Source organism: Dankookia sp. GCM10030260 (assembly GCF_042666655.1).
In the GTDB taxonomy this organism is placed as follows: Bacteria; Pseudomonadota; Alphaproteobacteria; order Acetobacterales; family Acetobacteraceae; genus Paracraurococcus.
The window spans coordinates 77,791-101,615 of record NZ_JBHTDE010000010.1 but is presented as its reverse complement, the minus strand read 5'-3'; the positions used below and the strand labels follow the sequence as shown (position 1 = coordinate 101,615).

22 protein-coding genes are annotated in these 23,825 nt (G+C 71.3%); 4 read left to right on the top strand and 18 right to left on the bottom strand.

The window, feature by feature from the left end; genetic code table 11:
* The first annotated feature begins 51 nt into the window (after positions 1–51).
* Positions 52–1,401, top strand: a complete 1,350-nt coding sequence (locus ACFQS7_RS23895; RefSeq protein ID WP_380069653.1) for a cytochrome P450 — start codon at positions 52–54, stop codon at positions 1,399–1,401.
* Positions 1,402–1,408: 7 nt separating this feature from the next.
* On the opposite strand, the gene ACFQS7_RS23890 is transcribed toward ACFQS7_RS23895, so the two are convergent.
* Positions 1,409–2,419, bottom strand: a complete 1,011-nt coding sequence (locus tag ACFQS7_RS23890) for an NAD(P)H-dependent flavin oxidoreductase (RefSeq protein WP_380069652.1) — start codon at positions 2,417–2,419, stop codon at positions 1,409–1,411.
* Between the two features lie 14 nt (positions 2,420–2,433).
* Positions 2,434–3,189: an enoyl-CoA hydratase-related protein gene (locus ACFQS7_RS23885; protein ID WP_380069651.1), complete on the bottom strand. Its 756-nt coding sequence runs from the start codon at positions 3,187–3,189 to the stop codon at positions 2,434–2,436.
* A gap of 115 nt (positions 3,190–3,304) precedes the next feature.
* On the opposite strand from ACFQS7_RS23885, the gene ACFQS7_RS23880 reads away from it, so the two are divergent.
* The gene (locus tag ACFQS7_RS23880; RefSeq protein ID WP_380069650.1) at positions 3,305–4,264 is read left to right on the top strand and encodes a tripartite tricarboxylate transporter substrate binding protein; all 960 of its coding nucleotides are present in this window, start codon (positions 3,305–3,307) and stop codon (positions 4,262–4,264) included.
* A 19-nt stretch (positions 4,265–4,283) separates the two neighbouring features.
* On the opposite strand, the gene ACFQS7_RS23875 is transcribed toward ACFQS7_RS23880, so the two are convergent.
* The 3 genes from ACFQS7_RS23875 to ACFQS7_RS23865 form a co-directional block, all read right to left on the bottom strand.
* Entirely contained in the window at positions 4,284–5,168 is an 885-nt protein-coding gene (locus ACFQS7_RS23875; RefSeq protein ID WP_380069649.1) for a TauD/TfdA dioxygenase family protein, read from the bottom strand.
* Positions 5,169–5,507: 339 nt separating this feature from the next.
* A complete protein-coding gene (locus tag ACFQS7_RS23870) occupies positions 5,508–7,070 on the bottom strand; it encodes a flavin monoamine oxidase family protein (RefSeq protein WP_380069648.1) in 1,563 nt (520 codons plus the stop codon).
* Positions 7,067–8,155, bottom strand: a complete 1,089-nt coding sequence (locus ACFQS7_RS23865) for an isocitrate/isopropylmalate dehydrogenase family protein (RefSeq protein ID WP_380069647.1) — start codon at positions 8,153–8,155, stop codon at positions 7,067–7,069. The genes ACFQS7_RS23870 and ACFQS7_RS23865 overlap by 4 nt, the downstream gene beginning before the upstream one ends.
* A gap of 106 nt (positions 8,156–8,261) precedes the next feature.
* Between ACFQS7_RS23865 and ACFQS7_RS23860 the strand changes: the two genes are divergently transcribed.
* Together ACFQS7_RS23860 and ACFQS7_RS23855 are read left to right on the top strand one after the other, a co-directional pair.
* Complete coding sequence (locus ACFQS7_RS23860; RefSeq protein ID WP_380069646.1) at positions 8,262–9,194, top strand: Bug family tripartite tricarboxylate transporter substrate binding protein; 933 nt, start codon at positions 8,262–8,264, stop codon at positions 9,192–9,194.
* Between the two features lie 4 nt (positions 9,195–9,198).
* Positions 9,199–10,158 (top strand): Bug family tripartite tricarboxylate transporter substrate binding protein, encoded by a 960-nt coding sequence (locus ACFQS7_RS23855; RefSeq protein WP_380069645.1) that lies wholly within the window; start codon positions 9,199–9,201, stop codon positions 10,156–10,158.
* 101 nt (positions 10,159–10,259) lie between these two features.
* On the opposite strand, the gene ACFQS7_RS23850 is transcribed toward ACFQS7_RS23855, so the two are convergent.
* From ACFQS7_RS23850 to uppS, 13 genes are all read right to left on the bottom strand, one after another.
* A complete protein-coding gene (locus ACFQS7_RS23850; protein WP_380069644.1) occupies positions 10,260–11,273 on the bottom strand; it encodes a DUF697 domain-containing protein in 1,014 nt (337 codons plus the stop codon).
* A complete protein-coding gene (locus ACFQS7_RS23845; protein WP_380069643.1) occupies positions 11,270–12,673 on the bottom strand; it encodes a YcjX family protein in 1,404 nt (467 codons plus the stop codon). The genes ACFQS7_RS23850 and ACFQS7_RS23845 overlap by 4 nt, the downstream gene beginning before the upstream one ends.
* A 17-nt stretch (positions 12,674–12,690) precedes the next feature.
* Positions 12,691–13,080: a lactoylglutathione lyase gene (gene gloA / locus ACFQS7_RS23840; RefSeq protein ID WP_380069642.1), complete on the bottom strand. Its 390-nt coding sequence runs from the start codon at positions 13,078–13,080 to the stop codon at positions 12,691–12,693.
* Complete coding sequence (locus tag ACFQS7_RS23835) at positions 13,077–13,931, bottom strand: LpxI family protein (RefSeq protein ID WP_380069641.1); 855 nt, start codon at positions 13,929–13,931, stop codon at positions 13,077–13,079. The genes gloA and ACFQS7_RS23835 overlap by 4 nt, the downstream gene beginning before the upstream one ends.
* Positions 13,928–14,812 (bottom strand): acyl-ACP--UDP-N-acetylglucosamine O-acyltransferase, encoded by an 885-nt coding sequence (gene lpxA / locus ACFQS7_RS23830; RefSeq protein WP_380069640.1) that lies wholly within the window; start codon positions 14,810–14,812, stop codon positions 13,928–13,930. Before lpxA ends, ACFQS7_RS23835 begins: the two co-directional genes overlap by 4 nt.
* On the bottom strand, positions 14,809–15,297 hold the full coding sequence (gene fabZ / locus ACFQS7_RS23825) for a 3-hydroxyacyl-ACP dehydratase FabZ (RefSeq protein ID WP_380069639.1): 489 nt from the start codon (positions 15,295–15,297) through the stop codon (positions 14,809–14,811). The genes lpxA and fabZ overlap by 4 nt, the downstream gene beginning before the upstream one ends.
* 20 nt (positions 15,298–15,317) lie before the next feature.
* Positions 15,318–16,337, bottom strand: coding sequence for a UDP-3-O-(3-hydroxymyristoyl)glucosamine N-acyltransferase (lpxD, locus tag ACFQS7_RS23820; RefSeq protein ID WP_380069638.1), 1,020 nt, complete (start codon positions 16,335–16,337; stop codon positions 15,318–15,320).
* A gap of 16 nt (positions 16,338–16,353) precedes the next feature.
* Entirely contained in the window at positions 16,354–17,166 is an 813-nt protein-coding gene (locus ACFQS7_RS23815) for an OmpH family outer membrane protein (protein ID WP_380069637.1), read from the bottom strand.
* A gap of 20 nt (positions 17,167–17,186) precedes the next feature.
* On the bottom strand, positions 17,187–19,538 hold the full coding sequence (gene bamA, locus ACFQS7_RS23810; RefSeq protein ID WP_380069636.1) for an outer membrane protein assembly factor BamA: 2,352 nt from the start codon (positions 19,536–19,538) through the stop codon (positions 17,187–17,189).
* 145 nt (positions 19,539–19,683) lie between these two features.
* Positions 19,684–20,787 (bottom strand): RIP metalloprotease RseP, encoded by a 1,104-nt coding sequence (gene rseP / locus ACFQS7_RS23805; protein ID WP_380069635.1) that lies wholly within the window; start codon positions 20,785–20,787, stop codon positions 19,684–19,686.
* Between the two features lie 88 nt (positions 20,788–20,875).
* Positions 20,876–22,039, bottom strand: a complete 1,164-nt coding sequence (dxr, locus tag ACFQS7_RS23800; protein ID WP_380069634.1) for a 1-deoxy-D-xylulose-5-phosphate reductoisomerase — start codon at positions 22,037–22,039, stop codon at positions 20,876–20,878.
* 180 nt (positions 22,040–22,219) lie between these two features.
* Positions 22,220–23,050 (bottom strand): phosphatidate cytidylyltransferase, encoded by an 831-nt coding sequence (locus tag ACFQS7_RS23795; protein ID WP_380069633.1) that lies wholly within the window; start codon positions 23,048–23,050, stop codon positions 22,220–22,222.
* Between the two features lie 10 nt (positions 23,051–23,060).
* On the bottom strand, positions 23,061–23,735 hold the full coding sequence (uppS, locus tag ACFQS7_RS23790) for a polyprenyl diphosphate synthase (protein WP_380069730.1): 675 nt from the start codon (positions 23,733–23,735) through the stop codon (positions 23,061–23,063).
* Between the last annotated feature and the right edge of the window lie 90 nt (positions 23,736–23,825).

Genomic DNA, 23,825 nt, shown 5'->3' with positions numbered 1-23,825 from the left:
GGTTCGTTACAAGCCTGCTAGCATGCCTCGGCACGGGTCCCGGGGGGCAGCATGGGCTGGCTGGGCAATATCGCGGCGGCAGGCCGCATCCGCCTCGCGCATTACGGCGCGGCGCTGAGCGCCGGGACCGCCCTGGCCGGCCCCTTCCTCGGCGGGCTGACCGGCGGCGCGGCAGGCAAGGCGCGCCTGGCCGCGGCGCTCGCCACGCCCGAAGGCCAGCGGCAGGCCTTCGCCCTGCAACGCGCCCTCCTGCCCACCGCGCTGAAACCCGGCCAGGACATCGCCGCCTATGCCAATACCGGCACCGCCATCGTCACCCGGCACGCCGACGTCATCGAGGTGCTGGAGAACGAGGCGGATTTCGCCGTGGTCTACGAACCACGGATGCGGCGCCTGACGGATGGCGAGAACTTCTTCCTCGGGATGCAGGACGGCGCGGCCTATACGCGGGACGTGACCAACATGCGCGCCGCGGTCCGCCGCGGCGACCTGGCCGGCATGGTCGTGCCGCTGGCAGCCCGGCGCGCGGCGGAGATCGTCGCCGCGGCGCCCGGCCGGCTGGACGTGCCGCTGGAGCTCGCGCGCCGCATCCCGCTGCATCTGCTGGACCGCTATTTCGGCACGCCCGGGCCGTCCGAGGCGGTCATGGCCGAATGGACCACGGTCCTGTTCTGGTACCTCTTCGCCGATCTCGACGGTGACCCGAAGATTGAGGCGCAGGCGATGACGGCGGCGGCGGGGCTCCGCGCCTGGATGGACGGCGCCATCGCCGCGCGGAAGGCGGCGGGCAGCGGGGGCGACGACATCCTCGGCCGCTGCCTCGCCCTGCAAGCCGCGGGACAGCCCGGCATGGACGACCTCGGCATCCGCAACAACCTGATCGGGCTGGTGATCGGCTTCGTGCCGACCATCGCCAAGGCGACGACCCAGGCCCTGGCGCAATTGCTGCAGCGTCCCGCCGCGCTGGCGACCGCGCAAGCCGCCGTGCGGGCCGGCGACGACGCGCTGCTGGCGGCCTGCGTCTTCGAGGCGATGCGCTTCGACCCCGGCAACCCGATGATCTATCGCCGCGCGGTACGCGACACCACGGTCGCGCGCGGGACGCTGCGCGCCCTGCACATCCCCGAAGGCACCATGGTGCTGGCGGCCAACCTGTCGGCGATGTTCGATCCGCTGGCCTGGGCGGCGCCGGAGGAATTCCGCACCGACCGCCCCTGGGCGCAATACATCCTTTGGGGCTGGGGCATGCACACCTGCTTCGGCGAGCACATCAACCGCGCCGTCATCCCGCAGATCCTGAAGCCGCTGCTGGCCAGGCCCGGGCTGCGCCAGGTGGCGCCGATCGAGAAGGGCGGCACGCCCTTCCCCATCGGCTACCCGGTGGCCTGGAACGCCGGCTGACGCGCGGCTATTCCGCCGCCGCCGCGTCCAGCACCTTCTCCCAGGCCGGGTTCACCAGCGGGCTGCGCACGCCGAGCCGCGCCCGCGCCGCGGCATATTCGCGTCGGAACCGCTCCACCAGTGCGCCGGCCGGCTGTACCGCCTTGACCGAGCCGATCCCCTGGCCGGAGCCCCAGATATCCTTCCAGCGCTTCTTGCGGTCGGAGCTGAAATCCATCGCACTCGGGTCGGAGACCGGCAGGTTGTCCGGGTCCAGCCCGGCCTTCTTCAGCGACGGCTTCAGGTAGTTGCCGTGCACGCCGGTGATGAGGTTGGTGTAGACGATGTCCTCGGCGCCGCTCTCGACGATCATCTGCTGCTGGTCGGGCTGCGCCCGGGCTTCCTGCGTGGCGATGAAGGCGCTGCCGATATAGGCGAAGTCGGCGCCCAGCGCCTCGGCCGCCAGGATCGAGCGGCCATGCGCGATGGCGCCCGAGAGCGCGATCGGGCCGTCGAACCATTCCCGCGTCTCCTGCAGGAAGCCGAAGGGCGACAACGCCCCGGCATGCCCGCCGGCGCCGGCCGAGACCAGCACCAGCCCGTCGGCACCCTTGTCGATGGCACTGTGCGCGAAGCGCTGGTTGATCACGTCGTGCAGGATGTAGCCGCCGTAGGAATGGATCGCCTGGTTCACCTCCGGCCGGGCGCCGAGGCTGCTGATGATCAGCGGCACCTTCTGCTTCACGCAGATGGCCAGGTCGTGCTCCAGCCGGTCGTTCGACTTGTGCACGATGAGGTTGATGGCGAAGGGCGCCGCCGGCCGGTCCGGATGCCGCGCGTCGTGCGCGGCGAGGCGTTCTTTGATCTCGATCACCCATTCCTCGAAGAGCTCGGCGGGCCGGGCATTCAGCGAGGGCATCGCGCCGATGATGCCCGCGGTGCATTGCGCCACCACCAGGTCGGGCACCGAGATGATGAACAGCGGCGAGCCGATGACGGGCAGCGAGAGCCGGCCCTTCACCATATCCAGCAGCGACATGCGGCGGCGTCCTTCTAACGCTTGGGCTTCAAGACATTGGCCATGATGGCCTGGGTTTCCGGCGCGCGCAGGCGCTCGGCGAGGATCTCGCGCTCCTCCTCCATGCGCGCGATCAGCGGCGGCATGTCGGGGCGCAGCAGCCGCTTGGTCAGCCGCATCGCTTCCTGCGGCTTGGCGGCTAGCGCCTGCGCCGTCGCGGTGGCATTCGGCAGCAGCTCGGCGCGGTCTAGGATGCGGTTGACGAAGCCCATGCGTTCGGCCGCGGCGGCATCGAAGAACTCGCCGAGCAGCATGAGTTCCGCCGCCTTGTGCTTGCCGACCAGCCAGGGGACGAGGCGGGAGGCGCCGAGCTCCGGCACCAGGCCGAGATCGACGAAGTGCAGCCGGAATCGCGCCTCGGGCGCGGCATAGACGATGTCGGCATGCAGCAGCATGGTGCAGCCGATGCCGATGGCGAGGCCGTGCACCGCGGCGACCACCGGCTTCTCGAAATTCGCCAGGCCGAAATAGAAGCGGTGGCTGGGCCCGGGCGCGTCCGGGTCCTCGGCCGGGCGCGGCTTCTGGAAGTCGCCGATGTCGTTGCCGGCACAGAAGACCTCGGCCGTCCCGGTCAGCAGCAGGCAGCGGACCGCGGGATCGGCGGCGCTGCGCTCGATCGCCTCGGCCAGGCCGAGATACATCTCGCGGGTCAGCGCATTCTTCTTCTCGGGCCGGTGCATGGCCACGGTGCAGACGCCGTCGGCCACCGAGACGCGGATATGCTCGGACATGGTAATCCTCCTCAGGACCCCATTAGCGGGGGGCGGCGGGGCCGGCGTCAAGCGCGGGGCATTCCCGCCAAGGCCCGGGCGTGGCAGCCTGCCGGCAAGGGATGGGGAGGCAAACATGCGGCGGACCATGCTCGGGCGGCGGCCCCTTCTGGCCCTGGGTGCGGCCGGGCTGGCGGCACCGGCGCTGGCCCAGGCGCGGCCGATCACCCTGGTGGTCCCCTTCCCGCCCGGGGGTTCGACGGACTTCATGGGCCGGCTGCTGGCGGAACGCATGCAGGCGTCGCTGGGCCAGCCGGTGCTGGTGGAGAACCGCCCCGGCGGGGCGACGGTCGTGGGCGCCGAGGCGGTGGCGAGGGCCGCGCCCGACGGTTTCACTGCCATCGTCAATTCAGGCACGACGCTGACGCTGAACCCGCTGCTGATGCGGAACCTGTCCTACAAGCTGTCCGACTTCGCGCCGGTCTCCCTGCTCTCCACCCTGCCCTTCGCCTTCCTGGTGCAGAACACGCTGCCGGCCACCATCCCCGAATTCGTCGCGCTGGCGAAGGCGAGACCGGGGCAGCTGAACTACGGCACCAACGGGCCATCGAGCTTCAACAACATCGCCGCCGTCCTGGTTGCCGACCGGCTCGGCATCCGGATGCAGGACGTCACCTACCGGGGCGATGCGCAGCAGCTGAACGACTTCCTCGCCGGCACGCTGGACCTGCTGGTGGTCGGCGGGGCGAGCGCCATCCAGCCGCATCGCAACGGCCAGGGCCGCATCCTCGGCTGGACCGGGGAGCGGCGCATGCCGGTCACGCCGGACATCCCGACCTTCCTGGAATTCGCTTCGGATACGGTGGCACAGACCTATTTCGGCCTGGCGGTGCCGGCCAGGACGCCCCGCACGGCGATCGACCGGCTGTCCCAGGCAGCGGCGACCGCGCTGCAGGATCCCGGCTTCCGGGACCGGCTGCTGGCCGAGGGGCAATTCGCCCTCGGCACCGGTCCGGAGGAGTACGACGCCTTCCTCAAGGCCGAGGCGGCACGCTGGGCGCCGGTGCTGAAGAAGATGAACCTGCAGATCGACTGAGCGGCCGGCGCGCCCCGGCTCACGCCATCGGCGGCGCCTCGCCCTTCACCTGCGTGCGGTGCATGACCCGCCGTGCCGCCGCATCGAACGGGTCGCGCCGGTGCATGGTGCAGCGGTTGTCCCACAGCACCAGGTCGCCGACCCGCCAGGCATTCTTCCAACAGAGCGCCGGCTGGGTCGCGTAGGACCACAACTCGTCGAGCAGCGCCTCGCTCTCGGGCAGTGACAGTCCGTCGATATAGGCCATCCGCCGCCGCCCAAGATACAGCATGGACCGGCCCGTCTCCGGGTGCCGGCAGACCAGCGGATGCAGGTGCCCCGGCGCCGTGCGCGGGTCGTCTGTCGGCGTCACGCCGGCGCGGACGAAGCCGCCGCTGTTGTAGGTGCCGTCATGCTTCACCATCAGCCCCTGCGCTCGCGCCCGCAGCGCCGGCGGCAGGCTGTCATAGGCCGCATACATGCTGGCGAAATGCGTGTCGCCGCCGACGGGCGGGATTTCCAGCGCATAGAGCATCGAGGCCTTGGGCGGCCGCGGCAGGTAGGACATGTCGGTGTGCCACACCGCCTCGCCGTTGCCGAGGCTGCCGATCGGCTTGCCGGCGTCGTCGAGCACGTTGGAGACGATGTAGAGCTCCGGCCGCCCAGCGACGATGCTCTGGCCATGCTCCTGCACCGGCGCGTGGTCGAGCCCGCCGAAGCGCCGGCTGAAGCCGATGAGATTGTCCGGCGTGAGGCTCTGGCCGCGGAACAGCAGCACCGCATGGGTGTGCCAGGCGTCGAGGACCGCGGCAAATTCCACCTCGGCCAGCCGGCGGAGGTCGACGCCCCTGACCTCGGCGCCGAGCGCGGCACCGGTCGGCACCACCTCCAGCCCCGCTTGCGCGAAGGTCTCTGCGCTCGACATGGGATTGTCCCTTTCTTGGCCGTGGAATGCAATCCTACCACCGCGGCAGCGGGTGCGGAAAGCGCGGGTTCGAATCGCGATTGCGCCCTTCCGCCAAGGGGACGCCAGGCATGCCGGCACGCCAGGGAAGGTGCCGCTGGGCGTCGCAGCAGTGGCGGGGGAGCGGCGCAGACAGGCTGTTGTACCGCCGGTGCCCAATGCCCCAGGCGCCGGCACGGACCGGTTGGCACGGCTGCCTGCGCCGCCGACCTGGCCGGCCCTTGGCGTTCGCTCTTGCGTTGCTCAGCATCACGGGCGCAATGCCTTCGGGGAAACGGCATTCTCCGTGATCCCCATCGACTATTTCCGTGTGCCCGCGAGTCCTTCCAGCGCGTCCCAGGCTGAAAGCACCGCGCCTTCCTGCCAGCCGGGCAGCCAGGAGAGGTGGTCGCCGGCGAAGTGGTAGGGGCCCTCGGAGGTGCGCAGCAGCGGGTAATCGCGTGTCCGCTGCGCCGCCGTCCATTCCGCCCAGGCCCCCTGCGCCCGCGGCATGCGTGCCCAGGCGACCGAGACCGGCGATGAAACCTGCCGCGCATAGCCGGGATGCAGGACCTCGCCATCCGCCGCCATCGCCGCGGCGCGGGCCTCAAGTCTCATCGACGCGAAGCGTGCCGCGACGGCGTCGTCCCAGATATAGGCGCCGACCAGCACGCCCTTGTCGCCATGGAAGCCGTGGCTCGGATACCAGACCTGCGTCGCATCCCGCCCGGTCCAGGAGATGCCGCCATAGATCGCCGCGTCCTCCTCCCAGAACCGCCGCTCGGCCAGGAAGGCGAGCTTCGCCGCCGCCGACTGGTGCAGCCCCGCCAGTGCCGCGCGCCGTCCGGTGGAGAAATCCGTGTCCAGCGCCGCCAGCACCGGCGCCGGCAGCGCCAGCAGCACCAGCGGCGCCGCCTCCTCCCGCACCGCGCTGTCCACGCCGCGCCAGGTGACCCGGACGCCGCCCTCGACGCGCCGCAGCGACAGCACCTCCGCCCCGGTCACCACCGCGTCGCCCAAGGCCCGCGCCAGGCCTCCGGCAATACGGTCCATCCCGCCGGCCGGCTGCAGCATCGTCGCCTGGTAGTCGATGCCCTCGGCGAAGCTCGCCGCGAGCCAGATCTCGGGGCTCATCAGCACGCGGGGATCGAGCGGCGCGTTTGGCGTCGGCGGCACCGGCCCCGCGCCTGGCCCCGCCGCCCACCCGGCGCGCGCGTTGCCACGATAGCGCGATTCCGCATCGAGCCCACCCCAGAACCGCAGCGCCTGCCGCAGCCGCGCCAGGTCGGCTTCGCCCACCGGCAGGCCGAGCCCGCCGGCGCCCAGCCCCTTCACCGCCAGTTCCGCGACCATGCCGCGCAGATCGGCCTGCACCCGCCGCAGCGGCACCGGCCCGCCCGGCGCATCGACCAGCGCCGCGCGGTTCTCGTTGACCAGCACCTCCAGCGGCACGCCGAGCGCCTTGCAGTAGCCGAGGATGCCGCGATGATGGTGCGGGATGCGCGCCGGGCCGGGATTGAAATAGAGATGCGGCGCGGCATCCCAGCCGACGCGCTGGACCGGCCCGCCGATCTCCTCCACCGTGTCGCCGCCGCGCAGCGTCATGCAGCGGCCGCCGACCCGCGGTGCCGCCTCCAGCAGCCGCACGGACCAGCCGGCCCGCTGCATCTCCAGCGCCGCGACCAGCCCGGCGATGCCGCCCCCCACCACCAGAACGCGGCGTCCGTCGCGTGGCAGGGCGGGCGCCGCGGCACGTGCCGGCGTCGCCTCCAGCCCGCCCAGCGCCGCCAGGGTGGCGATCACCGCCCGCGCCCCGCCGGCGGCGGCGACGCCGTCCAGCAGGGCGCGTCGCGTGAGAACGCGCCTGTCGGCGCGGGTGATCACCCGCCGATGCGTGCCACGACCGCCTTCGCCACCTCGGCGGTGCCGTCCCGGCCGCCGATATCGGCGGTCCGCAGCCCGGCGCCGAAGGCTGCGTCCACCGCGGCCTCCAGCTCGGCCGCGGCATCGGCGAAGCCCTGGCCCGCGCCCCGCGCCGCCAGCCAGTCCAGCATCATCGCCGCCGAGAGCAGCGTCGCCGTCGGATTGGCGATGCCCTGCCCGGCGATGTCCGGCGCCGTGCCATGCGCCGGCTGGAAGACTGCATGGTCGTCGCCGATATCGGCGCTCGGCGAGAAGCCCATTCCGCCCACCAGGCCGGCGCCGAGATCCGACAGGATATCGCCGAACATGTTCTCCGTCGGCAACACGTCGAATTCCCAGGGCTTGCGGACCAGGTCGAGCGCCATGGCATCGACATAGTGGTGCGCGCTCTCGACCTCGGGGAAGTCCTTCGCCACCTCGTCAAAAACGCCGCGCATGAAGGCGAAGGCGCGGAACACGTTGGCCTTGTCCACCAGCGTCACCCGGCCCCTGCGGCCGCGCGTCTGCGCGCGCCGCTGCGCCAGCAGGAAGGCGAAGCGGGACAGCCTCTCGGTCGTGTTGCGGGTGATCCGCAGCGTCTCCTCGGCATACTCTGCCGTCACCAGCCCCTTGCCACGGGAATGGAACAGCCCTTCCGTGCTCTCGCGGATCAGCACCAGGTCGATCTCCCGCGCCCGGGGATGGGCGAGGGCCACCGGCACGCCGGGAATGGCCCTGACAGGCCGCACCCCGGCATAGAGATTCAGCCGGAATCGCAGGTCGAGCTGCGGCGCGATCTCCGTCCCGTCCGCCTGGCGGATGCCGGGCCAGCCCATGGCGCCGAGCAGGATGGCATCCGCCGCCTCCGCCGCCTTGAAGCTGCTCTCGGGGAAGCCGTCGCCGGTCGCCTGATAGTGGAAGGCACCGGCCGGCAGCATTTCGGTCTTGATACCGATGCCATGGCGCCTGCCCAGCGGCTCCAGCACCGCCAGCGTCGCCTCGGTGACCTCCGTCCCGATGCCGTCGCCTGGCAATACCGCGATCCGGACGGAATTCGACTGCGACATGATCCGCTTCCCCTGGTCCCTTGCCCGACCCTATCCTGCGGCAAACACGGGGGAAGCAACAGGCATGGCATGGACCAGGCGCGGGGCGCTGGCAGCAGCGGCAGGCATGGCCACGATCGGCGCGAAGGCCCAGGGCATGTGGCCGGAGAAGCCGGTCCGCATCATCGTCCCCTTCCCGCCCGGCCAGGCGGCCGACATCTTCACACGGCTCTATGCCGATGAGCTGTCACGCCGTTGGCCGCAGCGCGTGGTGGTGGAGAACCGCGGCGGCGGTGCCGGTGCCCCGGCGCTGGAAGCCGGCGCCCGTGCCGCCCCGGACGGCTATACCCTGACCGCCGGCACGTCAGGCACGCTGGGGGTGAACCCTTCGGTACTGCCGCGGCTGCCCTACGACGCCGAGAAGGACTTCGCCTTCATCGGCAATGTCGTCGTGCTGCCGCTGCTGATCGTGGCGCACCCAAGCTTCCCCCACCGCACGGCGGCGGAGATCGTCGCCGCGGCCAAGGCGAAGCCCGGCGGCATCGACCTCGCCACCGCCGGCCCGGCGACCAGCCAGCACATGTCGGCCGAGCTGTTCGCCCATCGCACCGGGACGAAATTCAACATGGTGCACTACCGCGGCAGCGCTCCGGCCCTGGCCGACCTGCTGGCCGGCAACGTGCCGCTGATGTTCGACAGCATCGCCTCCGCGCTAGGCAACATCCAGGCCGGCAAGGTGATCCCCATCGCGGTCACCACGCCCGAGCGCGCGCCGCAACTGCCCAACGTGCCGACCATCGCCGAGACGGTCGCGCCGGGCTACGGCGCCTATGGCTGGACCGGCCTCTGCGGCCCCGCCGGCCTGCCCGATGCCATCACCCGCAAGGTGAATGCCGACCTCAACGCCATCCTGCGGGAATCTGCTGTGCAGGCCCGCTTCATCGAGTTGGGCGGCACCGCGGCGCCCGGCACGCCCGACGAATTCGGCGCTTTCGTGCGGCGCGAGATCGCCCAGTGGCGCGAGGTTGCCCGCATCGCCAATGTCCGGCTGGAAGGCTGAGGGAATGCATCGCCGCGGCCTGCTCGCCGGCCTCGCCCTGCCCTGGGTGGCGCGGGCCCAGACCGGTGCCTTCCCGACCCGCCCGGTCCGTATCGTCGTCCCCTATGGCCCGGGCGGGTCGAGCGACATCGTCGCCCGCATGCTGGCGCAGCATGCTTCCGAATTGTCCGGCCAGGGTTTCCTGGTGGAGAACCGCGGCGGCGGCGCCAGCGTGCCGGGCACGCAGGCGGTGCTGGGCGCCGCGCCGGACGGCCACACGGTCGGCACCAACGACAATGCCCTGGTGGTCAACCCGTCCCTGCTGAAGGAGAAGCCGCCCTACGACGTCGAGCGCGACGTCACGGCGATCGGCCTCGCGGTCACCTCCCCCGGCCTGCTGCTGGCGCATCCGAGCGGCACGGCGCGGGACATGGCGGACCTGGTCGCGCAGGCGGCGACACGGCCGGGGCTGGCCGTCTCGCATGGCGGCATCGGCACGCCATCCCACCTTGCTGTGGTGCAGATGCGGCTGGCGACGGGGCGGGACTTTACCCCGGTGGGCTATCGCGGCGGCGGGCCGCAGCTGACCGGGCTGGTCGCCGGCGACGTGCCCTATGGCATCGCTGCCCTGTCCTCCTCGCTGAGCCATGTGCAGTCCGGCCGGCTGCGCGCGATCGCGGTCACCGGCGCGGCGCGCACGCCGCTGCTGCCAGAGGTGCCGAGCATGGCGGAGGCCGGCTTCCCCGCCATCGACGTGCTCGGCCTCTGGGGCTTCATCGCCCCGGCCGGCCTGCCGCCCGAGATCACGGCGCGGCTGCATGCCCTGCTGATCGCCCCGGCGCGGGAGGCGCCGCTGCAGGCGAAGCTGGTGGCGCAGGGCTACACGGTGGTCGCCAGCAGCCCGGCCGACTACATGGCGCAGCTGCGGCGAGACACCACGCAGTGGCGCGCGATCGTCGCCAAGGCGGGGATCGTGCCGGAATAGCCAGAGCATGATGCGTTCGGCTTCGCTCACGCCTCATGCTCTGGCGTCCGTTGGGTCGCGCGACGAAAGCTTTTCGGCAATTCCGCCTCAAGCCTTCGCGCCTAGCCCGGCGGCAGCACGCGGCAGGCCTCCGCCGCGACGCGGGCAAGGCGCAGCATCCGCCGCGCCGCGACCGCGCCGGCGGCGGCCTCGCCGGCGAATTGCTCCAGCAGCCGGTTCGACAGCAGCGCCCGCGCCGCGGCATCCACCGCCACGTCGGTCGCCGCCACCATGGCCGCGTCCTGCAGGGTCCGCCGCAGCAGCGCCAGCGTACCGGCCAGGCCGGGCCGCAGTCCGTGCAGCGCCGCCACCTGACGCACCAGCCGCACGCCGCGCCAGGCGAAGACCAGCGCATCCAGCCCCGGCGAGGGGCTGATCGCCGTCACCGCGAAGCTCTGCACCGCGGCGTTGCGGCCGAGCGCCCCGGCGCGGGCTTCCAGCTGCGCCAGCGCCGGCTGCAGCAGCGCGCCCAGCTCCGCGATGCTCGCAGCACCACGGATCGCCGGCTGCAACGGCGCGAGATCCTGCACGGAAGCGGCCCAGCGCAGCGTCTCGGCCTTGGCTGCCGGCAGGTCGCCGCGGGCGAAGGCGGCGCGGGCGCGGTCGACCGCCCGGATCGACGCCAGGCCGCGGATCTCCCGCCACAGGCCGGAGCCCAGCAGCGCCACGCCGCCGGCGACGACACCGAGCGTCGCCCAGCCCTGCACCGCGCCGCGGCCGAACTGGTCCATGACGAAATTGGCGGCATCCAGCGCCGCCAGCCCGCCGCCCAGCAGGGCCAGCCCGCCGATGGCGCGGCCGATGCCGGACCAGCGCACCGAAGGCCGCGGCGTCGCGACCGGCACCACCGCCTGTTCCCACTGGAAGTCGAGCCGCGCCGCCGGCCCGTCCTGCTCGTCGAGGATCACCCGCGGGCCGCCCGGCAAGGGCGGCGGCTCGGCCCGCGGCAAGTCGCGCGGCGAGACGGGGATCGGCCCGTCCTCCGGAATCACCCGCGGACCGCGCGGCGGCTGGGTCCCGCGCGGCCGGGTCGGCCCTCCGCGGCCGTCGCCGCCACGGTCATCCGACGCTGTCACAGCACGTCTCCGATCAGCGCCGCCAGCAGCGCATCGAGGCCGAGATGCGGCACGCCCGCGCCGCCCGCCGCATCCAGGCGCGGCGGCTGGAACTCCGGCATCTCGAAGAAGCCGTGGTCCCAGAAGCCGGCCTCCGGCGGGCGCAGCGGAATCTCCCCGGGATAGACCTTGGCGCTGCGGCCGCTGGACAGCAGCAGGCCGCGCACCGCGGCGACCGGGCGGCCGTCCAGCGTCGCCACGTCGTCCTCGGTGCAGCGGACCGAGGCCAGCGCGTGCACGCTGGTGGTGACGCCCGCGCTGGTCGCCCGACCCTGCGGCGCGGTGACCAAGTGCCCGAGTAGCGCTGAAAGCGCGTCCCGCTGCCGCGCCGGGACATGGTCCGCCTTGGTGGCGACGAAGGCGACGCGATCCACGCCGGCGCCGGTCAGCCAGTCCAGCCAGCCGCCGCCATAGCGCAGCGCCTCGGCGATGGCGGCCAGTGCCTCGGCGGTGTCGTCGAAGGCGGCCTGGCCGGCATGCAGCGCGCCGAGCACGTCGACCAGCACCGCCTGGCGTTCGAAGCGGCGGAAATAGGGCTCGAAGAACTCGCGCCGCTGCGCCTCGACATAGGCGCGGTGGCGCTCGGCCATGAGCGCGGCGAGGCCGCCGCGCGCCGCGACCGGCAGCGGGAAGAACCACAGCAGCGGCGTCTCCCCGCGCGGCCCGGGGTTCAACACCCGGCCCGGCTGCAGGAAGCGGAAGCCGAGTTGGTCGCGGCAGGCCCGCAGCGCGTCGCGGTAGAGCGCGAAGCCGCGCCGCACCAGGCTGTCCTCGGCCGTGACACCCGGTGGCAGGCTGTCGACGAAGCCAAGGAACTCGCCCATCGCCCCGGCATGGCCCGGCCGCCGCAACCGCGCCAGGGTCGCCGCCGACCACTTGGCGAAATCCTGGTTGAGCATCGGCAGGTCGAGCAGCCATTCGCCGGGATAGTCGAGCAGCTCGAGCGTCACGCTCCGCGTTCCCAACAGCCCGGCCAGCATGGATTGCCGGTCGAGCTCGAGGGTCAGTTCCAGGGTCGAGAGGTCCTCGGTCCGCGCCGGCCAGGATGGCGGGTCGGCAGCAAGGGCCGCGAGATGCGCCGCCACGTCGAAGCGCGGCAGGCCCTCGATGCCCGGCGGCACCGGGCGTACCGCGCGCAGCCGGCCGCCGGCGGCCTGTTCCAAGGCCGGCAGGGTCCGCTGCCCGCGCCCCGCCGCCAGCAGGTTGGCCAGCAGCGAGGTGAGGAAGACGGTCTTCCCCGCCCGCGTCAGGCCGGTGACGGCAAGCCGGATACGATCCTGGCCGATCAGCGACCGGCCGAGGCGTTCGGCGCCATAGGCCGCGTCGCGCAGCAGGCCGAAAGGGTCGGCAAGGCCCGACACGCGGGCGAACCTTGGCCTCAGCGCTGAATCAGCTCGATCTTGTAGCCGTCCGGGTCCTCGACGAAGGCGATGATGGTGGTGCCGAATTTCACCGGGCCCGCCTCGCGCGTCACCTTGCCCCCCCCGGCGCGGACCTTCTCGCAGGCCGCGGCGACGTCCGGCAGGCCGACCGCGAGGTGGCCGAAGGCATTGCCCTGCTCGTACTTGTCGACGCCATAGTTGTAGGTCAGCTCGATCTCGCCCTGGCCCTCGGCATTGCCCTCGCCATAGCCGAGGAAAGCCAGCGTGTACTTGCCATCCGGCACGTCGCGGCGGCGCAGTTCCTTCATGTCCAGCAGGTCGGTGTAGAACTTCACGCTGCGGTCGAGATTGCCGACGCGGATCATGGTGTGCAGGAATTTGCTCATGGCGGGGTCTCCTCGAAAGTGTTCGGGTCCAAGGCGAGGATGAAGAGCCCCGCCTGGTCGGCAGCCGCGACGGTCGTCGCCCGATCGACGACGATCGTCCCGCCCGCCTCGATGGCGATGCCGGCGAGCCCGGCCGCCGCCGCGTGCGCGATGGTCACCGGCCCGATGGTCGGCAGGTCGATGCGGCGATCCTGCCCGGGCTTGACCAGCTTCACCAGCACGCCGCCCGCACCGTCCCGTCGCAAGCCACCACAACGGTCGAGCAAGGCATCGGTGCCCTCGATGGCCTCGACGCCGAGGACAAGGCCCTGCTGCACCACGGCGCCCTGGCCGACATCGACGGCACCGAGGGCGCGGACCACGGCGATGCCGCGCGCGATGTCGGCACGGGCCCGGGCATCGGGGGCGGCTGCGGTCAGCAGGCCGGCCGGCGGCAGCGCATCCTGGACGATGGCCTGGGCCGGCAGGACGGTGAAGCCATCCTCCTCCACCACCCGCACCATGGCCTTCAGCAGCCCGTCGTCGCCCTGGAAGGCGGCCGAGCCGATGCGCGCCAGCAGCTTGATCATGCCACCGCCCGGCGCCAGGGAGGTCAGCGACGGGCGATGCGCCCGGCCACACATGACCAGGTGCCGTACGCCCTGGGCACGGAACTTGGCATAGGCATCATCGACCGCGCCGACCTTGACCATGGCATGCGGCACATGGCCGAACTCCGCCGGATCGGCCCAGCCCTCGATCAGCAGGGCGAAGACGTCATGCCCCGCGGCGCGGGCGGCGGTGACCACGCGCAACGGCATCTGGCCACCGCCGGCGACGAGGCCGATCTTGCTGCCGGGGGGGAGGCTCACGCGCCCTCCCCGTTCTCCTCGTCGGTGCCGCCGAGTTCCGGCGCCGTCATGCGGCCCGGTCGCACCAGCTGGCGGCGCCGCGTCATGTCGCGCACGAAGGCGATGACCTCCTGCACCAGCGCCTCGTCCGGCCAGCGGGTCGCCGCCTGCTCGACCTTGGCGGAAAACTCGCCCGCATCCTTGAACAGCAGGTTGTTGGCCAGCCGCAGCGTACGGAGCTGGTCGCGCGAGGCGCCGCGGCGCAGCAGGCCGATCTTGTTGAAGCCGACCAGCCGCGCGGGCAGGCCGAAGACATAGCCGAAGGGCGGAATGTCGTTGGTGACGCCGGCGAGGCCCGAGACCATCGCCAACCGGCCGATCCGCACCGTCTGGTGGACCGCCGCACCGCCGCCGATGAAGGCGCCGTCGCCGACCAGCACATGGCCGCCGAGCATGACGTTGTTGGCCAGGATGACGCCGTCGCCGAGGATGCAGTCATGCGCCACATGCGCCTGCGCCATCAGCATGCAGCCGGCGCCGACCCTGGTCACGCCACCGCCGCCGACGCTGGCGCGGTGGATGGTGACACCCTCGCGGATCAGGCCCTTCGGCCCGACCTCGCAGCGGGTCGGCTCATTCTTGTATTTCAGGTCCTGCGGCGGCGTGCCGATCGAGGCGAAGGGCAGCACTCTGGTGCCGGCGCCGATCCGCGTCGCGCCGTCCACCACGACATGCGAGACGAGCTCGACACCTGCCTCGAGTACGGCCTCCGGCCCGACGGTGCAGAATGGGCCGATGCGGCAGCCGGCGCCGATGACGGCACCGGCTGCGACGGATGCGTTCGGCGCGATGGACGCCGTCGGGTCGACGCCGGTCAGGCCCAGGGGGGACAAGGCGTTCAACGGTCCAGGATCATCGCGGCATAGGTGGCTTCCGCAACCACCTTCCCATCAACCTTGGCCTCGGCATGGAATTTCCAGATATTGGCGCGCTGCTTTTCCTTGACGACATGGACGCGCATCTGGTCGCCGGGCACCACCGGCTTGCGGAATTTCGCGTTCTCCACGGTCATGAAATAGACCAGCTTGCCGCGCGCCTCCGGCCCCAAGGTCTCCACCACCAGCACGGCCGCTGTCTGCGCCATGCATTCGATGATCAGGACGCCGGGCATCACCGGATGCTCAGGGAAATGCCCCTGGAAGAAATTCTCATTGATGGTGACGTTCTTGATGCCGATGGCGGAGACGTTCTTGTGCACCTCCACCACACGGTCGACCATCAGGAAGGGATAGCGATGCGGAATCGCGCGCATGACCTGCGCGATATCGTAGGATTCCACCGTCGTCGCAGCGGCGGTCTCCGCCGCCTGCGGCTCACTCGCGTCCATGGTACCCGCCTGCCTTCTTCTCAACCATCGTTGCCGCCGACAAGCTTCCGCCAGCGCGACATGGCACGCCAGAACTCCCGCACGGGCATGGATGGACTGCCGATCACGTCCTGCTTCGCTGGCACGTCGTGCATCACGCCGGCCTGGGCACCGACCCGCGCCTGCGAGCCAAGCGTGACATGTCCTGCGACCCCAGCCTGCGCCGCGATCGTGACGAAGTCACCAAGCGTGGTGGAGCCCGCGATCCCCGCCTGGCCGACGATGACGCAGCCCCGACCCATCTGCACATTGTGCCCGATTTGCACCAGATTGTCGAGGCGGCAGCCCGGTCCAAGAACGGTGTCGCCCTGGCTGCCACGGTCGATGCAGGAATTCGCCCCCACTTCGGTGAAATCGCCAAGCAACACGCGGCCCAGTTGTGGCATCGTCTCGAACCGCCCGTCCGGCGTCGGCGCGAAGCCGAATCCCTCCTGGCCGATGCGCGCGCCCGGATGCAGCACGACGCCACGGCCGAGGACGGCGTGGCTGACGCTGCTATGGGCCAGCAGCCGGCAGCCGTCGCCGATCTCGACCCCGGGTCCGACCGTCACCTGCGGCTGCAGGATGCAGCCGGCACCGATCCGGGCACCCGCGCCGATCACGACGCCGGGGCCGATCTCGGTCCCCGCCCCGACCACCGCATCCGGCGCCACCACCGCGCTGGGATGGATGCCCGGCACTGGCCGGACCGGCGGATGCAGCAGCGCCGCGACCCGGGCGAAGCCGAGATAGGGCTGCGTCGCCACCAATGCGACGGCACCAGCCGGCACCTGGTCGGCGAAGGCCTTCAGCAGGACGACGGCACCGGCCTTGGTCTCCGCCAGCAACGGTGCGTAGCGGCGGTTGTCGAGGAAGCTGACATCGTCCGGCCCCGCCGCCTGGAGCGGCGCGACGCCGGAGAAACGGCGCTCCCCGTCGCCTTCGAAGGCGGCGCCGGCGGCGGCGGCGATATCCGCCAGCCGCTGCGGGCCGCTGCTGGCGAAGAAGCGCGGATCCGCCATGGCGGCGCCTGCCCGGTCAGCGCCGCGGCTGCGGCTGGCCCTGCGCCGGCGGCGCGGGCGGGCGCGGTGCGGCCGGGGCATTCGCCGTCGCCGGGGCGGGCTCGGTACCGGTCGCCTCGGGCGGCATGGTGACGCTCTTCAGCACCGTGTTGAACTGCGTCGCCACTTCCTCGGTCAGGTCGAAGGGCGGGTCGTTGAAGATGACCAGCGGCCGCGGCAGCACCAGGTTCACCTTGCGGCTCGCCGCCACCTGGCGGATCACGACGCCCAGCGTCTGCTCGATCTCGACCAGCGCCTGCTGCGCCGCCTGCTCGATGGTGCGGCTCCGCTCGCGGAAGATGCGCTGGCTGTCGGTGATGCGGTCCTGCAGGGTCCGCTCACGCTCGCGCAGCTGGTCGGCCGGCAGGCTGGCCCGCTGGTTGGCCAGTTGCTGCTGCTGCTCGCGCCAGTTGTTCTGCTCACGCTGCAGGTCGTCGTTCAGCCGCTGCCGGCGGCGCTCGATCTCGTCGCGCACCTGGGAGAAGGCGGTCGAGACGCGCTGGATCTCCGGCACATCCACGATGCCGATGACCGCGGTGGGCGGCTGCTGCCCCGGCGGCAGCGGAGCCGGCGCCTGGGTGGCGGGCCGCTGGGGCGGGCGCTGCTGGGCCTGCGCCGGCTGGCCGGCGGGACGCTGCGCCGGCGCGGCGCCCGGGCGCTGCTGCCCCTGACCCGGCACGAACCACTCCTGCTGCTGCGCAACGGCAGGCGAGGCAAGCAGCAGGGCGGCCGAAGCGGTGCCGGCCAGGAAAACGGAGGCCAAGCGGGCCGAGGCGGGGGTGAAGCGCATGGGGCGGTGGATTCCCGTGATCAGAAGCGGGTGCCGAAGCCGAAGCGGAAGACCTGCGTCTCGTCGTAGGACTTCTTCACCAAGGCCTGGGCAAGGTCGATGTTGATGAGGCCGAAGGGGCTGCGCCAGGACACGCCGACGCCGGCACCGACCCGCGGCGACGCATCGTCGCCGACCCTGACGCCAACCAGATTCGGTGAGCTCTTGTCGAGCTGCGACAGCGAGCCGACGTCGACGAAGGCCCGGCCGACCAGGCCGAGTTCCGCCGGCAGCGGCAGCGGGTAGCGCATCTCGGTGCTCTGGGTCCAGATGAACCGGCCGCCCAGGCTGTCCCGCGTATCGAGATCGCGCGGACCGGCGCCGGCGATGCGGAAGCCGCGCAGATTCTCGCCGCCGAGGAAGAAGCGGTCGATGATGCGCTCGGGCTTGTCGAACAGCGATTCCAGGTAGCCGATGCCGCCGGAGATCGAGAGAACGTAGTCGGGATCGCCGAAATACTGCTCGAACGGGATGTAGTAGGTGCCGTCGAGCCGGGCGCGGATATAGGCCACGTCACCGCCGATGCCGGCGAAGTCGGTACCGAGCCGGACCACGCCGCCGCGCCGCGGGTCGATGATGGAGTCGCGGAAGTCGTAGGTCAGCGTCTGGCCGATCTGCGACAGCAGCGTCTCGCCCTTCTGCTCCTGGATGTAGCGCGAGGCATTGGTGGCGATGTCGTAGACCTCGCGGTCCGTCAGGGTATAGGCCCAGGTCTGCCGCAGCCGGTCGTTGAAGGCATAGCCGACGCGGAGTGCGAAGCCCTGACGCCGCTCGCGGTAGGCGGAGATGCTGAGCAGGTTGCGCTGCACGAAGAAGATGTCGAGGCCGGCGGCCAGGTTGCGGTCGAGGAAATAGGGATCGGTGACCGAGAAATCGAGCTGGCTGCGGCGCTGCGCCAGCGTCCCGTTGATGCGCGCGTCGATGCCGGTGCCGAGCAGGTTGCGTTCGCGCAGGCCCACATCGGCGAGCGCGCCGGCATCGGTCGAGTAGCCGCCGCCGATCGAGACCTCGCCGGTCGCGCGCTCGACCACCTGGGTATTCAGCACGGCACGGTCAGGCGCCGAGCCGGGCTGCGAGCTGACCTGCACGTCGGAGAAGTAGCCGAGGTCGCGGATGCGCTGCCGGCTGCGGCGGATCTGCGCGGCATTGAAGGCGTCGCCCTCGGCTAGGCGGAATTCGCGGCGGATGACGCGGTCCTGGGTGCGGGTATTGCCGTTGATCTCGATGCGCTCGACATAGACCCGCGGCGCCTCGTTGATCTCGAAGCTCAGGTCGACGGTGCGCTCATCCTTGTTGCGCTGGATGCGCGGCTGCACGTCGACGAAGGGGAAGCCGCGCAGGTTGACGGCATCCTGCAGCGACTGCGCAATGCGCTCGACGCTGTCGCCGTCGTACCAGTCGCCGCTGTCGATATCGACCAGCCGGCGGACGCTGGCGGCATCCAGGTTGCGCAGGTTCGAGACGACATCGACCTTGCCGACGCGATAGCGCGGACCTTCGTCGAGCGTGTAGGTGATGAAGAAGCCGCTGCGGTCAGGCGCCAGCTCGGCTGTGGCGTTGCTGATCTGCACGTCGGCATAGCCGTTCCGCAGGTAGAAGCGGCGCAGCAACTCGCGGTCGAAGGAAAGGCGCTCGGGGTCGAACTGGTCGGAGGAGGACAGCAGCCGGTACCAGGCCTGCTCCTTCGTCGCCACGATCTCGCGCAGCTTGCTGTCGCTGTATTCCTGGTTGCCGACGAAGTTGATGCGGGCGACCAGCGCCGCTTCGCCTTCCTGGATCTCATAGACCACGTCGACGCGGTTCTGGTCCTGCTGGATCAGCTTGGGCTCGACCGTCGCGGCGAACCGGCCGCGGCGGGCATAGAGCTCCTGGATACGCTGGCGATCGGCCTGCACCGCCTGCGGCGTGAAGACCGCGCGACCGCGCATCTGCACCTCCCCGCGCAACACGTCGTCCGAGATCTTGCGGTTGCCCTCGAAGGCCACCCGATTGACGATCGGGTTCTCCTGCACGTCGACGACGACGCGGTTGCCGTCGCGGCGGACCTGGACGTCCTTGAACAAGCCGGTGGCGAAGAGCGATTTCAGGCTGCGGTCCAGCCGGTCGGCATCGAAGGGGTCGCCCGGCTGCAACAGCATGTAGGAACGGACGGTATCCGCCTCGATCCGCTGGTTGCCGTTGACCTCGATGGACTGGACGACGCCCTCCGGCCCCGACCGCTGGGCGGCTGCCCTGGCCGGAGAGCGGGCCCGGGTTTGTGCCTCGGCCGCCGCGGACAGCAGCGGCGTCAGGCAGGCGGTGGCGAGCAGGAGGACGCGAAGGGAAAGGGACAAGATGAGACCCGTGCAGCTGGGGATCGCAGGCGGGGCGGAGAATAGCCGCAGCACCCCGGCACCGCCACCCCGCCCGCTGCGCCCCCGGTCCGGTTTGCCGCCGGCGTGGCCCGGCGGCATGCCCAGACCCGGCGCCAGGGACCGGCTAGCCGATCAATCGCGCGACGAATTTGCCGATGCCGCCTTCGACGATGTCATTCCCGGAGGCGAAGAGGAACAGCGCGATCAACAAGGCAAATCCGGCGCGGAAGCCGTATTCCTGCACCTTGGGTGGCAGCGGCCGACCGCGAATCGCCTCGGCGGCGTAGAACATCAGGTGCCCGCCATCCAGCACAGGGATCGGGAACAGGTTGAGCAAGCCGAGGCTGACCGACAGCACCGCCATCAGGTTGACCAGCGCGCCGATGCCGAGCGACGCGGCCTCGCCGCTGATCTCGGCGATGCGGATCGGCCCGCCCAATTCCTTGGCGCTGCGCTGGCCGGTGAACATCTCGCCGATGCCGGCCAGGGTCTGCCAGGTGATGTCGGCGGTCTGCACCGCACCGGCGACCACGGCGGAGAAGGGGTTCAGCTTGTCGAACCGCGCCGCGCCGCCCTGGATGCCGAGCACGCCGACCTTGCCCTGGGCGTTCTCCCGCACGTCCGGCACGACAGTCAGCGTCAGTTCGGCGTCGTCGCGCCGCACGCTGACCACCACCGGCTGGCCGGCGCGCGGCTGGATGTAGCGCTGCACCTGCTCGAATCGGCTGACCCTCTGGCCGTCGAGCGCGGTGATCTCGTCACCCGCGCGGATGCCGGCCTGGGCTGCGGCCGAAGCCTCCACCACAGCGCCGACGCCCGTGCCGCCGACCGGCTGGCCGATGGTCATGAACAGCCCGGCAAACAGCAGGATGGCCAGGAGGAAATTGGCGATCGGCCCGGCCGCGACGACGATGGCGCGGCTGCCGACCGGCTTGCCGTGGAAGGTCTGCCCTTCCCGCCAGCCCGCACGCACCTCGGGCGGGGCGTCCTCTGGAGTCTCCTGCCCATGCATCTTCACGTAGCCGCCGAGCGGGATCCAGCCGAGCCGCCATTCCGTGCCGTGCCGATCGGTGCCCTTCAGGACGGGTTTGCCGAAGCCGATCGAGAAGGCCTCGACATGCACCCCACGCCAGCGGGCAGCGAGATAGTGGCCAAGCTCATGAATGAAGACGAGCACGCCGAGCACGACCGCGAAGGCGATCAGGGTGCGCGGCAGGCTCGGCAGCATGTTCCAAAGGTTACCCAACAACTCCAAGACCCTGTCCTCCAACCGGCCGGGGCCGACACGGGTTCAGCATAGCATCATGCGCCCGCCATCACGCAGCGGCGCGGAGGGCGGCGATCCGCCCGGCTGCGGCCCGGGCCGCATCGTCGAGGGCGATCACCGCGTCCAGCCCCGCCGCGGCAGGTGCGCCGAACAGCGACAGCGTTTCCTCCACCACCACGGCGATATCGAGAAAGCCGAGCCGCCGGTCGAGGAAGAGCGCCACCGCCACCTCGTTCGCGGCATTGAGGATAGTGGGGGCGCCACCGCCGGCCTGCAACGCCGCCCGCGCCAGACGCAGTGCCGGGAAACGGACCGGGTCCGGGGCGAAGAATTCGAGCCGCCCGAGCTTCGCCAGGTCGAGACGCGGCAGGGTCACCGGCATGCGGGTCGGCCAGGCCAGGCAATGCGAGATCGGTGTCCGCATGTCGGGCGTGCCGAGCTGGGCGATGACCGAGCCGTCGGCGTACTGGACCATTCCGTGGACGGTGGATTGCGGATGCACCAGCACCTCGATCCGCGCCTCCGGCACGGGGAAGAGCCGGGCCGCCTCGATCAGTTCCAGCCCCTTGTTCATCATGGTGGCGCTGTCGACCGAAATCTTGGCGCCCATCGACCAGATCGGGTGCTTCACCGCCATCTCCGGCGTCGCCGCCCGCATCACCGCCATATCCGCAGTGCGGAAGGGCCCGCCCGAGGCGGTCAGCACGATCTTCTCGATCAAGGCCGGGTCTTTGGTGTCGAGCGCCTGGAAGATGGCGTTGTGCTCGCTGTCCACCGGCAGCAGCGTGGCGCCGCTGCGGGCCGCCGCGTCCAGCACGATCTCGCCGGCGCAGACCAGCGTCTCCTTGTTGGCAAGGGCCAGGGTGCCGCCACGCTGCAGCACCGCCAGCGCCGAATGCAGCCCGGCACTGCCGACGATCGCGGCCATGGTCCAGTCGGCCGGGCGGGCGGCGGCCTCGATGACCGCCTTGGGCCCGGCGGCCGACTCGATGCCGGAGCCGGCCAGCGCCTCGCGCAGCGCCGGATAGGCGCTGGGGTCGGCCACGACGGCCAAGCGGGCCTGGAACTTGCGGGCCTGGGCGGCAAGCGCCTTGACGTCCCGCCCGGCAACCAGCACCTCGACCCCGAAAACCCCGGGTGCCGCGGCCTCGACCAGTGCAAGGGTACTGCGGCCGATCGAACCGGTGCTGCCGAGGATGGTGAGGCGCTTCATGGGGGCGTCCGCTGTTGATCCGGCGCCGGACCAGCCGGCCCGACGGGCCGCCTCCCCTTTGCCGCATGATATTGCCGGGCCGCTGCGGACCCAGGTGTCAGCCGTGCCTGACAGCCAAGCCTAGAGCGAAAGCCCGCCATCATGCAGGGCCTCCATCGGTGCATCGGAGCCATCGTGTCTTCAGTGCCACAAAGACCGGCCGGCCCCGAGCAGGGCAGCCAGCAGGGCCGCCGCCGGCGCCGCCGCCAATATGGCATCCAGCCGGTCAAGCAGGCCACCATGGCCGGGTATCAAGGCGGAGCTGTCCTTAACGTTGAAGCGCCTCTTAAGCCAGCTTTCGAACAGGTCGCCGAGCTGCGCCAGTACCGCGAGAATGGCGGCAACCAACACGACCCGCCCGAGAACCAACCCCTCAGGCGCCATGACCGCCGCGGCCAGCAAGCCGACCACCACGGCAGAGACCAGCCCGCCGATGGCGCCGGACCAGGTCTTGTTGGGTGAGACGGCAGGGGCGAGCTTGGGCCCGCCGAAGCGACGCCCGGCAAGGTAGGCGCCGATATCGCTGGCCCAGACCACCAGGAACAGGAACAGGACGTTGCCCCGCCCTGCCGCGGTATCGCCGCGCAGATAGATCAGCGCGATCCCGGCCAGGCCGATATAGAGCACGCCGAAGGCCAGCCAGGCACCGGACCGGGCGCGCGGTTCATCCGGCGGGCGGCCGAAGGCGAACAGCACGGCAAAGCCTGCCAGCAACAAAGCCATCGCCCAGGCCCAGGCATGCTCGACCGCCAGGGTTCCGGCGGCAAGCACCAGGATCGGCACGGCCAGGCCCGGTGGGCGCCGGGTGGAGAATCCGCAGAGCCGCACCCATTCCCAGGCCAGCAGCGCGACGGCCGCCGCCATCAGCGCCGCCCAGGCCTCGGCGCCGAGCCAGATGCAGAGGATGGCGGCCGGCACCAGCAGCGCCGCCGACACCGCCCGCTTGCGCAGGTCGGGCCAGCGGGAGGGCACGGCAGCGGGTTTAGCCTGTGCGGGCACCATAGCGCCGCTCCCGCCGGCCGAATTCGCGAATGGCCGCACCGAGGGCTGTGGCGTCGTAATCCGGCCAAAGCACATCCTGGAAGACGAACTCGGCATAGGCCGCCTGCCAGAGCAGGAAATTGGACAGGCGCTGCTCGCCGGAGGTGCGGATGATCAGGTCGGGGTCCGGCATGTCGGCGGTGAAGAGCAGCCGACCGAAGCTCGCCTCGTCCAGCTCGGCCGGATCGATCCGGCCGTCGCGCGCCGCTTCGGCCACCAGGCGGGCCGCATTCAGGATTTCGGCGCGGCCACCATAGGACAGCGCGACGGTCAGGTTGAGCCGGGTGCCCTTCGCGGTCTGCGTCTCGGCCCGCTCGATCTCCTTCATCGTCTCGGCGCCGAAGCGGTGGCGATCGCCGATGACGCGAAGCCGGATGCCTTCCTTGGCCAGGGTCGCCACCTCAGCCCGAAGATAGAGGCGCAGCAGCCCGGTGAGCGCCCGCACCTCATCGACCGGCCGCAGCCAGTTCTCGGAGGAGAAGGCGAACAGGGTCAGCCAGCCGACGCCCTGTTCGATGCAGGCTTCGATGGTGCGCCGTACCGCCTCGGCGCCCGCCTTGTGGCCGAGCGGCACGGGCAGTCCGCGCGCTTCCGCCCAACGGCGGTTGCCGTCCATGATGATGGCGACGTGCGCCGGCAGCCCGGCCTGGCCGGGACGGCTGGTGGCGCCGGCCGACGCCGCATCCAGCGGCGCAAGGCTCAGCTT

Coding starts and splice junctions, on each gene's coding strand:
- dxr (WP_380069634.1), bottom strand. CDS start 22,039: ATGAAGCGCCTCACCATCCTCGGCAGCACCGGTTCGATCGGCCGCAGT.
- gloA (WP_380069642.1), bottom strand. CDS start 13,080: ATGAGCAAATTCCTGCACACCATGATCCGCGTCGGCAATCTCGACCGC.
- ACFQS7_RS23865 (WP_380069647.1), bottom strand. CDS start 8,155: ATGTCGCAGTCGAATTCCGTCCGGATCGCGGTATTGCCAGGCGACGGC.
- ACFQS7_RS23855 (WP_380069645.1), top strand. CDS start 9,199: ATGCATCGCCGCGGCCTGCTCGCCGGCCTCGCCCTGCCCTGGGTGGCG.
- ACFQS7_RS23815 (WP_380069637.1), bottom strand. CDS start 17,166: ATGCGCTTCACCCCCGCCTCGGCCCGCTTGGCCTCCGTTTTCCTGGCC.
- ACFQS7_RS23860 (WP_380069646.1), top strand. CDS start 8,262: ATGGCCACGATCGGCGCGAAGGCCCAGGGCATGTGGCCGGAGAAGCCG.
- rseP (WP_380069635.1), bottom strand. CDS start 20,787: ATGCTGCCGAGCCTGCCGCGCACCCTGATCGCCTTCGCGGTCGTGCTC.
- lpxD (WP_380069638.1), bottom strand. CDS start 16,337: ATGGCGGATCCGCGCTTCTTCGCCAGCAGCGGCCCGCAGCGGCTGGCG.
- fabZ (WP_380069639.1), bottom strand. CDS start 15,297: ATGGACGCGAGTGAGCCGCAGGCGGCGGAGACCGCCGCTGCGACGACG.
- ACFQS7_RS23880 (WP_380069650.1), top strand. CDS start 3,305: ATGCGGCGGACCATGCTCGGGCGGCGGCCCCTTCTGGCCCTGGGTGCG.
- ACFQS7_RS23885 (WP_380069651.1), bottom strand. CDS start 3,189: ATGTCCGAGCATATCCGCGTCTCGGTGGCCGACGGCGTCTGCACCGTG.
- ACFQS7_RS23875 (WP_380069649.1), bottom strand. CDS start 5,168: ATGTCGAGCGCAGAGACCTTCGCGCAAGCGGGGCTGGAGGTGGTGCCG.
- uppS (WP_380069730.1), bottom strand. CDS start 23,735: ATGGACGGCAACCGCCGTTGGGCGGAAGCGCGCGGACTGCCCGTGCCG.
- ACFQS7_RS23895 (WP_380069653.1), top strand. CDS start 52: ATGGGCTGGCTGGGCAATATCGCGGCGGCAGGCCGCATCCGCCTCGCG.
- ACFQS7_RS23890 (WP_380069652.1), bottom strand. CDS start 2,419: ATGTCGCTGCTGGATATGGTGAAGGGCCGGCTCTCGCTGCCCGTCATC.